The sequence below is a fragment of the Gilliamella sp. Pra-s60 genome, from assembly GCF_009795755.1.
GTDB lineage: Bacteria > Pseudomonadota > Gammaproteobacteria > Enterobacterales > Orbaceae > Gilliamella.
The window spans coordinates 58,442-76,618 of record NZ_WTFA01000002.1; the positions used below are offsets into that span (position 1 = coordinate 58,442).

At 36.1% G+C, this 18,177-nt stretch carries 17 protein-coding genes and 1 riboswitch; of the genes, 3 read left to right on the plus strand and 14 right to left on the minus strand.

Annotated elements, in window-relative coordinates:
• Positions 1-53: 53 nt before the first annotated feature.
• On the minus strand, positions 54-2,627 hold the full coding sequence (gene clpB / locus GQ596_RS01930) for an ATP-dependent chaperone ClpB (protein WP_160400001.1): 2,574 nt from the start codon (positions 2,625-2,627) through the stop codon (positions 54-56).
• 284 nt (positions 2,628-2,911) lie between these two features.
• A riboswitch (PreQ1 riboswitch) is annotated at positions 2,912-2,957 on the plus strand.
• 3 nt (positions 2,958-2,960) lie between these two features.
• Between clpB and queD the strand changes: the two genes are divergently transcribed.
• Both queD and GQ596_RS01940 read left to right on the plus strand, forming a co-directional pair.
• Positions 2,961-3,383, plus strand: coding sequence for a 6-carboxytetrahydropterin synthase QueD (gene queD / locus GQ596_RS01935; RefSeq protein ID WP_160400002.1), 423 nt, complete (start codon positions 2,961-2,963; stop codon positions 3,381-3,383).
• 1 nt (position 3,384) lies between these two features.
• Positions 3,385-3,999 (plus strand): 7-carboxy-7-deazaguanine synthase QueE, encoded by a 615-nt coding sequence (locus tag GQ596_RS01940; protein WP_160400003.1) that lies wholly within the window; start codon positions 3,385-3,387, stop codon positions 3,997-3,999.
• 176 nt (positions 4,000-4,175) lie between these two features.
• On the opposite strand, the gene GQ596_RS01945 is transcribed toward GQ596_RS01940, so the two are convergent.
• From GQ596_RS01945 to rplM, 6 genes are all read right to left on the minus strand, one after another.
• Positions 4,176-4,724 (minus strand): hypothetical protein, encoded by a 549-nt coding sequence (locus GQ596_RS01945; protein ID WP_160400004.1) that lies wholly within the window; start codon positions 4,722-4,724, stop codon positions 4,176-4,178.
• Positions 4,725-5,015: 291 nt separating this feature from the next.
• Complete coding sequence (locus GQ596_RS01950; RefSeq protein ID WP_160400005.1) at positions 5,016-7,550, minus strand: autotransporter outer membrane beta-barrel domain-containing protein; 2,535 nt, start codon at positions 7,548-7,550, stop codon at positions 5,016-5,018.
• A 367-nt stretch (positions 7,551-7,917) separates the two neighbouring features.
• A complete protein-coding gene (locus GQ596_RS01955) occupies positions 7,918-8,322 on the minus strand; it encodes a ClpXP protease specificity-enhancing factor (RefSeq protein WP_160400006.1) in 405 nt (134 codons plus the stop codon).
• A 47-nt stretch (positions 8,323-8,369) separates the two neighbouring features.
• Entirely contained in the window at positions 8,370-9,002 is a 633-nt protein-coding gene (locus GQ596_RS01960; RefSeq protein WP_160400007.1) for a glutathione S-transferase N-terminal domain-containing protein, read from the minus strand.
• A 345-nt stretch (positions 9,003-9,347) separates the two neighbouring features.
• Positions 9,348-9,740: a 30S ribosomal protein S9 gene (rpsI, locus tag GQ596_RS01965; RefSeq protein ID WP_034915459.1), complete on the minus strand. Its 393-nt coding sequence runs from the start codon at positions 9,738-9,740 to the stop codon at positions 9,348-9,350.
• Positions 9,741-9,751: 11 nt separating this feature from the next.
• Positions 9,752-10,180, minus strand: coding sequence for a 50S ribosomal protein L13 (gene rplM / locus GQ596_RS01970; RefSeq protein ID WP_065566227.1), 429 nt, complete (start codon positions 10,178-10,180; stop codon positions 9,752-9,754).
• A 277-nt stretch (positions 10,181-10,457) separates the two neighbouring features.
• Between rplM and GQ596_RS01975 the strand changes: the two genes are divergently transcribed.
• Positions 10,458-11,078, plus strand: coding sequence for a YrbL family protein (locus GQ596_RS01975; RefSeq protein WP_160400008.1), 621 nt, complete (start codon positions 10,458-10,460; stop codon positions 11,076-11,078).
• Here the strand turns inward: GQ596_RS01975 and pmrB are convergent.
• From pmrB to pbpC, 7 genes are all read right to left on the minus strand, one after another.
• Positions 11,047-12,150, minus strand: coding sequence for a two-component system sensor histidine kinase PmrB (gene pmrB / locus GQ596_RS01980; RefSeq protein ID WP_160400009.1), 1,104 nt, complete (start codon positions 12,148-12,150; stop codon positions 11,047-11,049). The two genes, GQ596_RS01975 and pmrB, sit on opposite strands and share 32 nt — an antisense overlap.
• 44 nt (positions 12,151-12,194) lie before the next feature.
• Positions 12,195-12,857, minus strand: a complete 663-nt coding sequence (gene pmrA, locus GQ596_RS01985; RefSeq protein ID WP_160400010.1) for a two-component system response regulator PmrA — start codon at positions 12,855-12,857, stop codon at positions 12,195-12,197.
• Positions 12,858-13,001: 144 nt separating this feature from the next.
• Positions 13,002-13,685 carry an amino acid ABC transporter permease gene (locus tag GQ596_RS01990; RefSeq protein ID WP_160400011.1) on the minus strand — a complete coding sequence of 228 codons (684 nt, stop codon included), beginning with the start codon at positions 13,683-13,685 and terminating at the stop codon, positions 13,002-13,004.
• A 6-nt stretch (positions 13,686-13,691) separates the two neighbouring features.
• Entirely contained in the window at positions 13,692-14,417 is a 726-nt protein-coding gene (locus tag GQ596_RS01995; protein WP_160400012.1) for an amino acid ABC transporter permease, read from the minus strand.
• Positions 14,418-14,422: 5 nt separating this feature from the next.
• Positions 14,423-15,256, minus strand: a complete 834-nt coding sequence (locus GQ596_RS02000) for an ABC transporter substrate-binding protein (RefSeq protein ID WP_370516475.1) — start codon at positions 15,254-15,256, stop codon at positions 14,423-14,425.
• Positions 15,257-15,360: 104 nt separating this feature from the next.
• Positions 15,361-15,783 carry a nucleoside-diphosphate kinase gene (ndk, locus tag GQ596_RS02005; protein ID WP_160400014.1) on the minus strand — a complete coding sequence of 141 codons (423 nt, stop codon included), beginning with the start codon at positions 15,781-15,783 and terminating at the stop codon, positions 15,361-15,363.
• Between the two features lie 14 nt (positions 15,784-15,797).
• A complete protein-coding gene (gene pbpC / locus GQ596_RS02010; RefSeq protein ID WP_160400015.1) occupies positions 15,798-18,095 on the minus strand; it encodes a penicillin-binding protein 1C in 2,298 nt (765 codons plus the stop codon).
• Positions 18,096-18,177 lie beyond the last annotated feature (82 nt).

Below are 18,177 nucleotides of genomic sequence, written 5' to 3' on the forward strand. Positions count from 1 at the left end.
TTTTTTTAGTGCATAAAAAACCGACCGCTTAGGTCGGTTTGTTGTTTGATGTGTTATTGCTGTTTCGCTTCGATATTATCGCCAACTAAATCCAGATGGATGGTTTTACCCGGAACTAATTTGCCTGACAATATTTGTTGCGCTAATGGATTTTCGATCTCTTGTTGTATTGCGCGTTTTAGTGGTCTTGCACCATAAATTGGGTCAAAGCCCACTTTGGCAAGATGTTCTAATGCCGCGTCAGAAATATCCATTTGGTAACCACGTTCATCTAAACGTTTTTCAACGTGTGCTAATTGAATTTTGGCAATCGCTTTGATGTTTTCTTGTCCAAGTGGATGGAACACGACGGTTTCATCAATTCGATTGATAAATTCAGGCCTAAAGTGTTTAGTGACAACAGTCATAACCAGCGCTTTCATTTCGTCGTAGCTTAGATCTGCTTGACCTTGAATTAAATCAGAACCTAAGTTTGATGTCATGATGATAACCGTGTTACGGAAATCAACGGTACGACCTTGCCCATCGGTTAAGCGTCCATCGTCTAACACCTGTAGTAAGATATTAAACACATCTGGGGGCGCTTTTTCAACTTCGTCAAGTAAAACGACCGAATAAGGGCGACGTCTTACCGCCTCAGTTAAATACCCTCCTTCTTCATAACCCACATAACCCGGAGGTGCACCAATTAAACGTGCGACTGAGTGCTTTTCCATAAATTCGGACATATCAATTCGCACCATAGCATCTTCGCTGTCAAACATAAAGTTAGCAAGCGATTTGCATAGTTCGGTTTTACCAACACCCGTTGGTCCTAAAAATAGGAATGATCCAATTGGTTTGTTCGGGTCTGATAACCCAGCACGACTACGTCGAATTGCGTTAGCAACAGCAACAACGGCTTCTTGTTGCCCAATAACACGTTTGTGTAGCGCATCTTCCATATGTAATAGCTTGTCTTTTTCGCTTTCGAGCATTCTTGAAACAGGAATGCCTGTTGCTTTTGATAGCACTTCGGCAATTTCGTTATCGGTGACTTTGTTACGCAATAACTTCATGGTTTTGCCTTCTAACTGCGTTGCCGAGGCGAGTTTCTTTTCAAGCTCTGGTATTTTGCCGTATTGTAATTCGGACATTTTACTGAGATCGCCTGCTCGGCGTGCTTGTTCTATTTCGGTGCGTGCCTTTTCTAACTCGGCTTTAATATTTTGCGTGCCCGAAACAGCGGCCTTTTCAGATTTCCATTCTTCTTCTAACGATGCGTATTCCTTTTCTTTTTCAGTCAGTTCTTCATTTAGCATTTCAAGACGTTTTTTACTGGCATCGTCAGACTCTTTTTTAAGCGCTTGTTGTTCCAATTTAAGTTGGATGATACGTCTTTCAAGGCGATCTAAAGACTCCGGTTTAGAGTCCATTTGCATACGAATGCTTGATGCGGCTTCGTCAATAAGGTCTATCGCTTTGTCTGGTAGCATACGATCTGAGATATAACGATGCGACAAAGTTGCCGCCGCCACGATCGCAGGATCGGTAATTTGCACATGATGATGCAATTCGTAGCGTTCTTTTAATCCGCGCAAAATAGCAATCGTATCTTCTACTGTTGGTTCAGCAACGTAGACTTTTTGGAAGCGACGCTCTAAAGCAGGATCTTTTTCAATATATTGGCGATATTCGTCAAGTGTAGTTGCCCCAACGCAATGTAATTCACCACGCGCTAACGCTGGTTTTAACATGTTACCTGCATCCATTGCACCGTCGCTTTTACCTGCACCGACCATGGTGTGAATTTCGTCAATAAATAAAATGATGCGCCCTTCTTCTTTGGCTAAGTCTTTAAGTACCGCTTTTAAGCGTTCTTCAAATTCACCACGGTATTTTGCGCCCGCAATTAATGCGCCCATATCTAATGATAAGACACGTTTGTTACGCAAACCTTCAGGCACTTCGCGGTTAACTATACGTTGTGCAAGCCCCTCAACAATGGCGGTTTTACCTACACCCGGTTCACCAATAAGTACTGGGTTATTTTTGGTACGGCGTTGTAATACTTGAATAGTACGGCGAATTTCTTCATCACGACCAATTACAGGATCTAACTTGCCTTGCTCTGCACGCTGCGTTAAATCGATGGTGTATTTTTTAAGTGCCCCTCGTTGATCTTCGGCATTAGGATCGTTCACGTTATCGCTTCCCCTTACTTGGTTGACTGCTTGGCTAAATTTGTCTTTATTGACGCCCGATTTTTTTAGGATATCCCCTAAGCTGCCTTTGTCTTCTAAAGCGGCGAGTATAAAGAGTTCTGACGAGATATAGCTATCGCCATTTTTTTGGGATAATTTGTCGCACAAATTCAAGACTCGAATAAATTCTTGTGATGGCAACACTTCGCCCCCAACACCTTGTACTTGTGGGAGTCGGTCAATCGCTTGCGTTAATTCTTGCTGTAAAATAGCTACATTAGCACCCGCTGCATTCAATAATGGCGCAACGCTACTGCCATCTTGGTTGAGCATGGCTGATAGGACATGTACAGGCTCAATGTATTGATTGTCTTTACCTAATGCTAGCGATTGCGCATCAGCTAAAGCTTGTTGAAATTTGTTAGTAAGTTTATCTAACCTCATAGTTTATCTCCTGAGCAATAGATTTGGTTAAAATGCTTAACACATTTATACCATTTGCATTGATCACTAAATGAGTGTGGAAGAATAATTTTCAAGAGCAAATTAAGAATATTTTTTACACATTTTGTACAACACGATCTTTGCTAGTTTATGCCTAAAAAAAGCCAAAATAAAGAGCCTCAATACCCAATAATTGCCAATAAATATCACACTCAATAACATATCAAAGATGACAAATTGCTGTTTATCGATTATAGTAGCCGCCTTTTATTTTGTTAGCTTATCTAACCGTGGTTCGTAACCCATCCCACGCAAAAAAACTAGGAATACAACATGTTCAAAATAGCCAAAGAATTTCAATTTGATGCCTGTCATATGTTAGATGGGCATAATAAAAAATGTCATAATCTGCACGGTCATACTTACCGTTTATTAGTCGAAGTCAGCGGTGATCTTATTGATAGCGGTTCAAGCCAAGATATGGTCATGGATTATGCCGATTTAAAGCAAATCGTTAAACAGCATATTGTTGATCCACTCGATCACGCTTACCTTTACAATCAAAATAATCCTAATGAGTGCCGTATTGCATCCTTACTGCAAGAGATGGATCGTAAAATATTTGCCTTTCCTTGCCGAACAACGGCCGAGGGAATGAGTCAGTTTATTTTTGATCATCTGTCGCAATATTTGCCTGTTTCGATGATCAAATTATGGGAAACACCCACTTCGTATTGCGAATACCGTCGGAGTTAATATGATTGAGTTTCGTATTGTTGAAATCTTCGAATCCTTACAGGGCGAGGGTTATAATACTGGCATGCCTGCGGTTTTTATCCGTTTTGCTGGGTGCAATTTAAATTGTACTTGGTGCGATACTAATTTTCGTCAGTTTACCCGTTTTACATTAGACGCACTGCTTGCCAAAGTGAGCGGATACAACAGCAAAAACGTTATCATTACCGGCGGCGAGCCGACAATGGTCAAGGCACTACCAGAACTGTTACTGCCATTAAAAGAGGCCGGCTATTTTATTGCTATTGAAAGCAATGGGCTTGGTAAGGTCGATCCACTCGTTGATTACATTGCACTTAGCCCTAAGTTTTGCTACCAAGCACGTTACCAAAAAATAGTTCAATCCACCGCTAACGAGGTGCGTATTGTTGCTGAAAATCACCCCGATTTTATCGATTTTTGCCAATATATCGAAACCCAAATCCACGCCAAACGCTATTACCTGTCGCCGTGCGAAAAAGATGGCGCGTTTAATATGTTTGAAACCATTGAGCTATTGGGGAAAATCAACAAAGATCGCTTGGATAATAAATGGCTACTTAGTGTACAAAGTCATAAATTTGCCAATATTGAGTAAGTATTTTGTTGTGTAGATTAAAAAAGCGGTTTTGCTATCAAATCGCAAAACCGCTTGGCAAACGTTATTAAACTACTTATATCCCTGTCTAATACTAGGATTTATTCTTTGATAAGTGCTCCACTCTAACCTTCTAAACCTCTATATATTAAGAATAGAGAAACAAACACTAAGGTTTAAGGAGTAACACAAAGCCCACCTCTGTCGGAACCACCTGAACTCACACTGTGTATGTAACCGCGAGATGCACCGACATTAAACTGACTGCTGCCTTTAGGAACACTCGTCACGTAGAAATCGTAGCGAAAGTCGGCGTCAATATAATCTTGCATATATCCCCACTCAGTGAAAAAACCCGCACCAATTTGACGCTGATAATTATTGCCATCTGAAGAAGGCATAGCGCCAGAAATGGAAGGAGAGCTTTTACGTACTGCGTTAGTTAAATCACTAACTTGCACAAGACGATACCCTAAACCATTACACCAAGCTGTGTGGCCATTAACACCTGTAACTCGATCCCCCCGGTTTACAAACCATTGCTTTAACTTAAATCCATATTTGGCGACCACTGCACCACTACTATCCCTGCCCTTGAGCTCGAATGTTTGTGGCAAATTTGGGACACTAAGTGGACTAGGGTTTCTGGCTTTTATTTGACTATCACTTGCCCTAGGACCGGTTAACGTGACTCGCGTCATACCTAAAACGGGTGACGGTACCATAGAGGCAGTTATTCCATCATTTGTTAGGAGTGAAAGTACAGTTTGTTTAGTTTAGCTTGGGTGGGTAGTTTTTGGTTGAATAGTTCTTGGGTGAACAGTTCTTAGGTGGTGGTTAGTGATAACTGCTTTTGGCAACACAAAAAAATCAAATAAAATCAATACCTTTCCTGACAAATTTTTAAGTAAACTTTGTGTTTTTTAAATATCCCCCCATTAATCTAGATGACCAATAGGGGGGGATTTTTATATACGTTTTATTTTGTTACACAAAATAAAGTTATGTTCATTTATTTAAAAGCTATAACGGTAACCAATATTTGCTTGTTTTTGATCAAACTTATTACCAAGTGAATAGACTATATCACCATAAATTTGGTGATTTTTGTTAAATTGCATATTGATACCAATACCGTTATCCCACCAGTTACCACCAAAATCATATTTTTCTTTAGCAATATGGTTAAAGGTGTAAGCGGTTTCACCATCAAACTCTTTTAGATAACCAGTTTTGAAGTAGATATTTGTTGGGTTATCATCGTCTTGTATTTCATAACCTAAAATAACACTAGTTCGACCAATTAATGAATTATAGCTACTTAGTTTGGTTCTTAATCCATTTGTTGCTTTGATTGTTGCACTATTTTGATGAGAGTATGTTAACTGTGCTTGTGGTTCTATATACCATTGCGACAAATAAAAACGTTGACCGATTTCGGCTCCAGCTGAAAAACCGTCTGTATCGCCATCACCTTTAACATTATAACCACCACCAGTACGGCTGTTAAATTTATTCGCCATTCGCATATATTTCACTAAACTATCAAGGTATAAACCATCATGTGTTTGTAATGTAGAATATAATGCAGCAGAATAACTTTTTGTATTGCCATCACCCACATTGTGATCAATGTTTCCTCGACTAAAACCACCCATAATACCGTAATAGATATCGTAGTTATCATTATCAAGTTTTCGATCAACACCTAGTTGTAAACCATAATAATTCATATCAAAATTAGACAGACGACTATCATCAAAAGAGCTTAGTTTACCTGTATAAATTCGCCCCCATGCATCACCGTTATCGTCATCTTTCCTATTAAGTTGCCCCATTCGTTGCAATAATGTTTGGGTTTCAACATAATTCATTAAATAGCTTGAATTTAGGATATTGGCGGCATTTTGTGCGGTATGTGTTAATAGTGGCTTTTGAGTTCTTGGTTTGTTTGGGGTGTTACCATTACCTATTCCATTACCACCAACATTATTATTGTTGTTATTATTATTGTTATTGTTTCCATTTTGAGAAATTGGTGTTCCAGATAAAACCCAATCTTCAGTACCCGCACCACGAGCACCATTAACTTTAGTTAAGGTATTAAACTGATAAGGACCAACATCAAAAGATTGTGATGACAGCCCAAAAACAGCACTGCCTCCTTCGGTTTCAACAAGTGTTATTCTTTCATTTCCAGTTACGGAATTTGCACCGGTTTTGCTATCAATAAGCGTAATGTTATGATTACCCGTTGCTAAACCAGAACCGATTACTTTAAGCAAATCATTAGCAATCCCTTGTCCAATACCTGTTCGCATTTCAAATGTACCATTACCAGATAATGAATTTGTCGCTAAAGTCATCGCATTAGTACTATTAAGAACGTCAACTGAACTTGGTGTTGCATAGCTATAACCAAAGCTAATTTTAGCATCATTACCTAATGTTAATGAATCAAGGAATGAATTATTAGTCATCTTCCATCTGCTCTGATTGCCTAGAAGAGATAAATTAATATCACCTTTACTTGCCGGTGTTAATACATTGTTTTCCATCGCAGTTAATAGCGTTGAACCATCGGTCAGGTTAAGATTAATAATCCCCCTACCAACTGAATCGGCTATTGCATAAATATCACCTTCAATATTTGTTTTACCATCGATATTTATTTCGCCAATATCCGCTTGTATTGCATTATATTGCTGATTAGCACGAGAAATAATATTGTTGATATTTGAACCACTTCTGATGTTTACTTTACCATTCAATTGATTGGCATAAATTGTTGTGGCTTGATCAGTAATAACATCTAATCCATTATTAAAGTTAATAGTAGAGCTTACATTAGGATTTACGTTTCCGCTTTCAACTCCCGTTTGAACACCAATACCATTTGGTCCCGTCATGCGAATAGTCACATTATCATTAAAAGTTAAATGAGAAGCTAATGCGTTAGGGTTATTAGACTTAACAGAAATAATACCTGAACTATATTGGCCTGAAGAAGTGATATACACTTTATCATTAAACTCACCTTTAGATTCGGCTGTTAATGATGCATTGTGTCCCCGTATACCATAAAATCTACCTGTTCCTGTACTTATAATACTGACCTTTTTTTGGAATAATCCTTCCGAGCCACTAGTAATATAAATACCTGTGCCATCAACCATATTGAATTCAAGTTCACTATTAGCTACTATTTTTCCTGAAAATCTTAAATTAGCACCATAAAAAGCATTCTGGTTACCAACGGCATTGCTTCTAATGATAAATTTCTCGGTACTACTTGGTTGTCCAATAGTGATTATTTTACTTGCCTGTACTATAAGTCCGGCTCCGCTACTCATATCTATATGAGGGCCAGTCGAAGAGGTGGTGTCTATCAAAATATCATCAGAGGTATTAATAGTGCTAATCCCTGTAGTTCTGTAACTACCAATATTAGTATCATCAATATTCACTGTGGCGTTAGCCAACATAGGAATCATAGGCAGCGCACCTAATGCCCCTCTAACTAACAATGTGATTTTATTTAAATTTATCATAATTAATCCTTTAAGTGGAAGTAATATAATTAACACTATATATGTTCACTACAATAACGAGCTAAGTTAATAAAAAAGCAACTAATTTGTCTGTTTTTTAGATACAAATTAAAAAGAAAATTATGAATAATTTTTTAAAAGATAAATCAATACATAACATATTAATTTAAAATGATTTATTCTTTATATTTCAAGACAATATTTGTTACTTGTTATTCTCTTTTATCAAACTAAATTTGATAAAAAATATATTTATAATTTTGTTTATAAAGTAACGCTATTATTGCCCTCTTATTTGCGGGCAATAGTAATATTTATAGTTTAGATTAGTTAATTAAAAAGCATCTTATTAAATAATAAAAAATAGCTATTTAACAACACGGAATGGATTTGCTTTTTTAGTAACTGCTTCTTGTTGTAATGGTGTTTTTTGATTTGATTTATATTGAGGTTCATCTTCAAATCCCATTCCTACACCATTTTCACGAGCATAAATTGCTTCGATGGCCGCCATTGGAACTACAATGTGTTGCGGGACACCTGAAAAGCGAGCATTAAACTCAATTTGCTCATTAGTTGCTAAATATTGCCCAACTGATTGTGGCGCAATATTTAATACTATCTGATTGTTTTGGATAAATTCTTGTGGCACTAATACACCATGTACTGATGTATTAACCACAATATAAGGTGTCAATTCATTATCTAAAATCCAATCATAAAAAGCCCTAAATATATAAGGGCGACGTGGAGACATTTGTTCAAGTTCCATTAAGGTTACCTTGTTTAAGGTTATTATAAAAAAATAAATTTAATTGATTATGATCTTATTCTTTTTTCTTCTTCAGTTAATGAATTAACAAAAGCTGGACGTTCAAAAATTCGTGCCATATAAGCTAGGTAATTCTTTTCAGCTACTTTGGGTAATTCAATACCAAGTAATGGTAAGCGCCAAAGCAATGGAGCAAAATAACAATCACATAATGTGAAATCATCACTCATAAAATAGTCTTTTTCTTTAAACATAACCGAAATTGAAACAAGATCATCAATAAGATTCTTCCGTGCTATTTTAGCAGCATCGCTATTAGGATCGGCAATAATTGTTTCGTAAGCGCTATACCATTCTTTTTTAATACGATACATTGTTAATCGTGAATTAGCGCGAACAATTGGATAAACAGGCATTAATGGTGGATGAGGGAAACGTTCATCAAGATACTCTAAAGCAATGTGAGGTTCGTATAACGTAAGATCGCGGTCAATTAATGTTGGAATTGAAGCATAAGGATTAAGATCCAATAATTCCTGCGGTAAATTATCTGCCGTTACAAACTCGATTTCGGCAGTTACCCCTTTTTCTGCTAAAACAAAACGGATCTGATGCCCGTAAATATCTGTTGTATCACAAAATAATGTCATTACAGAACGTTTATTAACAGCAACAACCATATCCACTCCAAATTTGTAAAAATTAAAATAAGTCTATTTGATTGCTATTCTAACAAATTAGATAACAAATTTGTTAAAAAAATTTAATTTTATTCTATTCTTTTTCATCAATTTGTAATGACAACAAAAAGTTTTAGAAAAAAATACAATTCAATATAACAATTGTTAATCTATTTTATATCATTAAGTTAAATAATTTTATTAACTTTTATAGATGCCTATTTATCATTTTAGTTAATTCAACTAGCTCATAAATTACTTTTTTCTCTAAAAATTAACATAAAAAAACCCAGCTGATGCTGGGTTTTATTAAAAGACAATTGTAACTTTTTTGTAATTTTACAATTAGCGTTTGCTGAATTGTGGACGACGACGAGCTTTTCGTAGACCCACTTTTTTACGTTCAACTTGACGTGCATCACGAGTAACGAAGCCTGCCTGACGCAATGCTGAGCGTAAGGTTTCGTCATATTCCATTAACGCACGAGTAATACCGTGACGAATAGCACCAGCTTGACCTGAAATACCACCACCTTTAACAGTGATGTAAAGATCAAGTTTGTCAGTCATTTCTACTAACTCTAATGGTTGCATAACAACCATACGAGCAGTATCACGACCAAAGTATTGCTCTAATGAACGTTTGTTAATAACGATGTTACCACTACCTGGTTTGATAAATACACGAGCAGCGGAACTTTTGCGGCGACCTGTACCGTAATATTGATTATCAGCCATCTTCTATCCCCTTAAATATCTAATACTTGCGGTTGTTGTGCCGCATGATTGTGCTCATTACCAGCATAAACTTTTAGTTTACGGTACATTGCACGACCAAGAGGACCTTTCGGTAACATGCCTTTTACAGCAATTTCGATGACTTGTTCAGGATGACGTTCAATCATTTCTTTAAAAGTCGCTTCTTTAAGTCCACCGATGTAACCAGTATGACGATAATAAATTTTATCAGTGCGTTTTTTGCCTGTTACAGCAACTTTTTCTGCATTGATAACGATAATATAATCACCTGTATCAACATGTGGTGTATATTCTGCTTTGTGTTTACCACGCAAACGGCTTGCGATTTCAGTAGCTAAACGACCTAACGTTTTACCTGCTGCATCAACAACATACCAGTCGCGTTTAACTGTTTCTGGTTTAGCTGAAAAAGTACTCATTCGTAATTATCCAATTTTAAATTAATCTCACGTTAATAAATCATTTTGATTTATTTACACTTTTTGATTGTATCTATTAACCAACTCACCCCTTCGAGTGGTTATATTAATATCGACAACCGCAAACAACGTTGGGAAAAACATTGTCGTAACGTGGGTTGCGATATTATACAGAAATAATATAAAAGCGCTAGAGTAAAAAAGAAAAAATCATAGCGAGAAGGGACGCTTGCTGATAAACTAAAAAATAATATTGAATGACAGAATATTTTAATAAATGAACAATACAATTCAACTTTCAGAAGAAGATTATATTAGCAGAGGATTGCATCGAAAATGTTATCATTATCCGAATGATCCAAGTAAGTGTATCAAAGTAAATTATAATGTTGGTGCCGAAGAGGAAACAAATCGAGAAATTTCCTATTATAAACACCTAATTAGACGCAACGTTTCATTTGATGCGCTAGCAAAATATTACGGCCCAGTTTCAACGAGTTATGGTAAAGGTCATGCTTTTGAACTTATTCGGGATTATAATGGTGAAATAGCTATACCGCTTGAAAGATACCTCGCTGATGAAAAATTAACTATGCAATATTATGATGGTTTAGTGCTTGCTTTAAAAACGCTAAAATCAGCTTTATTAAAAGACCGCATTATTACAATGACAATAAAAAGCAAAAATATTTTATTTCAACACTTAAGTACTGAAAAAAGCCGCTTAGTTATTATTGATAATATTGGTAACTCAACCTTAATTCCGATTGCCAATTACATTCCATTTTTTGCTAAAGCTAAAATTGAACGAACTTGGCAACGTTTTTTAATATCAATAATTAAAGAAAATAGCGACAACCAATTGATCACACGTTTAGTTGACGATCTGAATCAATAATTCGAAATTGTGCAATAACACCGTTCGCTTTATCAGGCCTATTTTTTAAGGTAAATAGGCCATGGTGCAATTTGGCAATACGATTAACAATACTTAAGCCAAGCCCAATACCATTATGCTTACGATCCATCCGAAAGAAGGCTTGGGTCAATTGTTCGCTTTTAGATTCATCGATCCCTTTACCATCATCTTCGACCGTAATAACAATGTCTTTTTTGTCTTGATAACAACTTACCATAATTTTGGTGTTATCTGGACTGTAACGATAACTATTTTCGACTAAATTACGCACTAATAGCCTTATCAAAGTCACATCACCATTAAAAACAAGATTTTTATTAACCATATACCATTCAAGGCGTTGCTGTTTTTTTGAGGTTAATTCTGTTAGCTCGTCGGATAACGGAATCATAATATCATTATAAAAATTAATATGTTGATATTGTCCTATTGTAAATTTTTGACTAGCTCGTGCAAGCATTAATAGTTGTTCGACAGTATTAACTAAACGATCTATACGACTAATTAATTCACAACAATCAATATTATGTTTATTTTCTAATAATTCTAAATGCAAACGGATACCCGCTAAAGGTGTTCGCATTTCGTGAGCCACATCAGCGGTAAAAAGACGTTCTTGAGATAATGTATTATTCAATCTAACAAAAAGGTTATTTAATACTGACGTAATCGATTTAATCTCACGCATATCACTAATTGGTGCAATGGGGTTTAGGTTTTGTTCGGTACGCTGATTAAGATCTTTTTCTAAAATTTCGAGAGGTTTTGTTATTCGTTTGATGGCTTGGTATGCTAAAAAGAGTGTTACTAACATCATTGAAAACGCAGAGCAAAATAAAACAAAAATGGCTTCTAGCTCTTCTTGTTCAACAACTTCATCAATTTTATTTTGACTTAGAGTTAAATTAACCAATGCATCAATTTGTTCTTTACTTTCATGCCATAGCCAAAAAACAGTAATAATCTGACAAACCAACATAATAAAACCTAAAGTAAAAAAGAGGTTCCAACGAATGCTATGGCGTATATTATTGAGTGATTTTGAAATCATAATCTAATTGTCTAATTTAAACGAATTTTAAATTAATCGGCTTATCAACATCCATCACTAAGTTGATAACCATATCCTCGTACTGTACGAATAAAATTTTTACCTAATTTATTACGTAATCCATGAATATAAACTTCTAAAACATTCGAACTTGGATCACTTTGCCAATCATAAAGATCATTTTGTAATAAATCTCGGTGTACCTTTTCGCCAGCTTTTAGCATTAATCGAGACAATACAATAAACTCTTTGGGAGTCAATACTACTTTTTGATTATTAAGCATTACGTTTTGATGTTTAATGTCAATAGTAATCGGGCCATAGCTAATAAGATTATCAGCAGTACCTTGATCTCGACGAATTAATGCTCTTACTCTAGCTAATAATTCGGCTAAAACAAAAGGTTTAATTAAATAATCATCGGCACCATTATCTAAACCATCTACTCTATCTTCAATCGTATCGCGAGCAGTTAAAACCAGTACAGGAGTTGATATGTTATTTTTTCGCCAGCGGATTAACAGTTCCAGTCCATCACAATCTGGTAAACCTAAATCTAAAATAATTAAACTAAATTTCCCAAATTGAATATATTCTTCAGCCTGCTTGCCATTTGAAGCAACTTCACAGACATAACCGCTTGATGTGATACCATCATACAACCCTTTTTGTAGCAAGCTATCATCTTCGACAATTAATATCTTCATTGTTCAGTCACCCTAATGTGGATGTTAAAACTTTCGTTACCTATTATATACTTTATATATCTAAAGTGTAGAAAAGCAGTGAATTGCTTATCCGTCAATGATTAAAATGATCTATTAAAAACTAATAAGACATTTTTGTATAGGTTATTTAAAATGAAATAACTTTAATTTTGGTAAAATCGAAACCGCAAAATCAAGTGATGCACAGATAATAAAATAAACAACAATAACAAACAAAAATATCTCCGTTGGATAAACCATACTACGATTATTAATTTGTGTTGCAATAAAAGTAAATTCTGCCACTCCAACAATATAGGCTAACGACGTATCTTTAATGATTGAAACCCATTGATTAACAAAAGAAGGCAACATCATTTTAAGAGCTTGAGGTAAAATGATAAATAAAATAACTTGTTTTTTAGTCAACCCCAATGAAAACGCTGCTTGCCACTGTCCTTTAGCCACAGCAATCATGCCAGCATGAACTGAATGACCAATATAAGCAGCACCAATAAGTGATAAAGCAAAAACTACAGTTGCAATAGCGGGGACATCAATATTGAGTAATACAGGCAAAAGAAAATAGGTCCAAAAAATAAGCATAACAACGGGAATTGCTCTTAAAAAACCAAGCACAGCTACTAACAAATGATGCATTCCCCCTTTAAAAACCGTTAGCCCCACTCCGGCTAAAATACCTAAAAAGGTTGAAAATAGAATAGCAATAAGACTCATTAACAATGTTAAAAACATGCCACCCGGAAAGTTACCCCACATCATATAACTTAAATTATTATAAATAACTTCTAACCCTTTAAGCTCCATAAGTGGTTACACCTTACCTATTTGTAATCGTTTTGCTTGATAAATATTACCTAAAGTACCAACAATAATAATGGCTAAAATATACAATAAAGTAGCAATGGCAAAGTCTTGAAAAGTTTTTAATGATTCGGTTTCAACTTGACGCGATACATAAGAAAGCTCTAACACACCAATAGCCATTGTTAATGACGAATTTTTGATGATATTCATGTACTGACCAATTAAAGGCGGAAAGGCAATACGAAAGCTTTGCGGTAAAATAACAAATCGCATACTTTGCCACCAAGTTAAACCTAAAGCTAATGATGCATGTTCTTGCCCTCGCCTAACGCCAGCAATGCCAGCTTTAAACTCTTCAGCAATAAACGCACTTGAATAACACGTCAATCCAACTAAACCAATAATAAACTCAAACGATGGCATTTTCAGTGAAAAAAAGAACAACCAAATTTGCGGTTCATCGAATAACCATAATTTAAATTCAACAGGTAATAAATTACCCACGCCAAAATACCAAAAAAAGAGCTGTGGCAATAATGGAGAATAACGGAAAATTGCGTTATACCCCATTACGATGATTTGAATAATTTTAATTTTACTTTGTTGAGCAATAACCAGTAAAAACCCCAATAATGTTGAAAAAATAATAGTAAGTAATGAGATAGCTAACGTAACTAAAAAACCATCCCATAACCACCACAGGTAACGGGGCTCAAGTAATTGCTCGTACATAACGCTTACTGACCTTTACCTATTTTAAAATCACCACGAGGCATTGCCGATGTAGTATCAGGCCCAAACCAACGGTTATAAATGGTTAATGCATCACCCTTTTCTTCAAGCGTTAATAAAATCTGATTCACCTTTTCTTTTAAGCGAGCCTCCCCTTTTGGGATACCCACGGCTTGATATTCTTGGGTAATACTAAATGGCGAAATTTCAAATGCGGCACGTTGTTCTTCTGGCACATTAGCCAATAAACCAATTAATTTAGCATCATCTTGAGTAATTGCTTGCACAACACCATTACGTAATGCTGCAAAGGCAAATGGTGTATCATCATAAGAAATCACTTTTGCTGTTGGGTATTTTTCACGTAGTGTAATTTCCATAACCGTACCTTTGTCAGCACCTATACGGAGTTTTTTTAAATCATCCGGTGATTTTAAAACACCTTTTTTTGCGATAAATTTTTGACCAGTTGCAAAATAAGGCAAACTAAAATCAACGGTTTTTGCTCTTTCATCTGTAACAGTAAAATTGGCGACAATTAAATCGGCTTTTTGAGATGTTAATAATGGGATTCGATTGGCTGGATTGGTTGGAACTAAGTCAACTTTAACGTTGAGGGCTTTGCCGATTTCATTTGCATAATCGACATCAAGACCAACAACTTTATTGGTTTTTTCGTCAACATAACCAAATGGTGGGTTACTATCAAACACGGCTATTTTGATTTCGCCTCGTTTTTCAATGTCATCAAGGCGATCTGCATAAGCAGAATTTACACCTAACAAACTACTTATTAATGCGACCACTGTTAGTGATTTAGTCAACAATTTCATCCTGATTCTCCCTAATAAAGGTTATGTTATTTTCAGTTAAAGTCTAACAACAAAGAATCAAATGAATAAATAACAAATACTCACATACTTATAACTTAAAGTTATATAGATTATTCCGTTATCTCACTATCTACAAAAAAGTAAGCGATTTCCCTTTCTGCTGATTGTAGAGAGTCTGAACCATGTACGGAATTTTCGGTTGCGTTATCTGCAAAATCAGCCCGCAAAGTGCCAACAGTGGCTTTAGACAAATCAGAAGACCCCATTAGCTCCCGATAACGCTTAACAGCATTGTCACCTTCAAGAACCAAAACAACAATAGGACCAGATATCATAAAATTAACCAATTTTTCAAAAAACGGTTTTTCTTGATGCTCGGCATAAAAGCCTCCTGCTTGTTTTGGCGTTAATGTAAGCATTTTTAGCGCAACAATATTAAGTTTTGCTTGTTTGATACGCATGATTATTTCACCAATCAACTGCTTCTTAACCGCATTGGGTTTGATGATAGATAATGTTCGTTCAATAGCCATATACTTGCTCCTAACTAATCAAGGGTAAATGTCATTCGTAAAATTTGCCCACTTTGATCTAATAACAATAAATGATGTATACCCTTTTGGCTTACTGTTAGGGCAACTTTTTGATCACCATCGCTGTGCTCAAAAAGCTTACCATCTAAAAACCACCATTTTTCACCTATTCCCCCTTGTGGGGTTAAATCAATAGTAACATCTTGTTGCCCGGATAATCGTTTTACCCATTGTTTATCTCGCAAACCAATAATATCGAGTGGCGAAAAAGCATCTTTACCAAAAACAGGGCAATACTTATCAACCTCAGGAAGTAAAGATTGCCTGCGCTCTTTTGGTAACAACCAATTTTCTAACGCGATGGGCCACAGTGCAATCTGTTTTTTATGCGCATTATTACAATCAGCCGATACACGTTTTCCTGCATCATTAACCCAAATAGTGATCCACCCTGACCGATAGACATTGTTATTAAGCGCTGTAAGTGTATCAAGCGTAGGGGGAACCATTTTATTAAATATCCAAGCATTTTTCTGGCGGTGACAGTTTTCATCATTTGCTGGCAGAATTTGTCCTGATGGCCAACAGATTTTTTGTAAAGTAACACTAGCAGGTTTAGTTATAACAGGTAATGGGCGGTTCATTCGTCGCTCTTTATTTAATAATAACGAACTAACTTGTTGCAAAATTGGCACGGCGGTAATACTGCCATATTGACCAACAACAGGTGTGCCATCTGGACGTCCCACCCAAACACCAATTAAATAACGAGGGTTCATGCCAACCGCCCAAGCATCACGATAACCATAGCTAGTTCCTGTTTTATAAACAAGTTGATGACTATTAACAAGCATCTGTCTTGTGATCCATGCACTACCATCACTAATAAATGGTTTACTTAACAGAGGTTCGTTTTGTACAAAACGTAAAGGACTAACTTGCCCATGGCGAGCAAAAGCACTATAGGCACTAACCAAGTTATCCATTCTCAACGATGCACCGCCTAATATATACGATATATTAGGTGTATTACCGTTAGACTCAAGCGGTAAACCAATGCCGGCAAGTTTGCCGGCAAATCGTTTAGGGCCATAAAGTTCAATTAACTGAACTGCGGGTAAATTTAATGAGTTTTTTAATGCCTCTGAAGCACTGATTGGTCCATAAAAATCTTCATCAAAATTTGTAGGTCGATAATCAGAACTAATTCGTGGCGTATCTTGCAATAACGACTCAGAATGAATCATACCTTCATCAATCGCAAGTGCATACATAAAAGGCTTTAACGTTGACCCAGGCGATCGCAGTGCGCTTATCATATCAACCTGACCAAATCGCTCCTTATTATTAAAATCAACCGAACCAACATACCCTTTTACCGACATATCGGTATGATCCACAACCAAAATAGCCAATGACGTTTTGGGTGGTAACTGATTTTTACGATTACTAGCAATATCTTCAAGACTATATTGCAAAGACAGATCGATATTTGAATGAATAATATCTTCATTTGGGTATTGCTGACTTAAACGTCGAGCTAACAATGGAGCAAGTTGTGGCTTTTTACGAGGATAAACCCAAACATCTTCTTTTTGAACTTGCTCTATAATATCGGGTGACCAAACTTGATATTGAGCTAACCTTGCTAAAACCTTATCTCGAGCCTGTTTAGCTCGTTGAGGATATCTATCTGGACGCAAACGGCTTGGTGCTTGTGGCAATACAGCCAATAACACAGCCTCGCTACGCGTTAATGCTTTTGGTTCTTTACCAAAATACGACCAACTCGCCGCACCTAAGCCCTCGATAGTGCCACCGAATGGGGCACGATTAATATATAAAGTTAAAATTTCATCTTTCGTAAAATGCAACTCAAGTTGCAACGTTCGAAATATCTGCTTTAACTTACCTATTACCGTACGATCATGCGGATAGAGCAACCTTGCAACTTGCATCGAAATAGTGCTCCCTCCCGAAATAATCCGCCTATTGGTAATATTTTGCCAAGCGGCTCTCAATAAAGAAGCTGGATTAATACCAAAGTGCTCATAAAAATGACGGTCTTCATAATTTAACAACACATCAAGATAATCATTAGGAACTTCATCTAATTTGATAGGATACCGCCAAACACCATTTTCATCAGCAAAACGCCAAAGAGGTGTACCATCTTCGGCAAGAATGGTTTGAGTGGTTTTAGTGTTTGTAATAGAAAGCGGAAAAAAATGATCGGCAACAAAAAAGCCACCTAATAATAAAAGGATGCAAAAAAACAAGAAAGCCAGAATATTACGCAGGCACTTTTTCATTTTATTAAAATTCAAATAGTTGATTACAAAACAGCTACCACTAACAAACATTAGCGGTAGCTATTTACTTATATTTTTAACC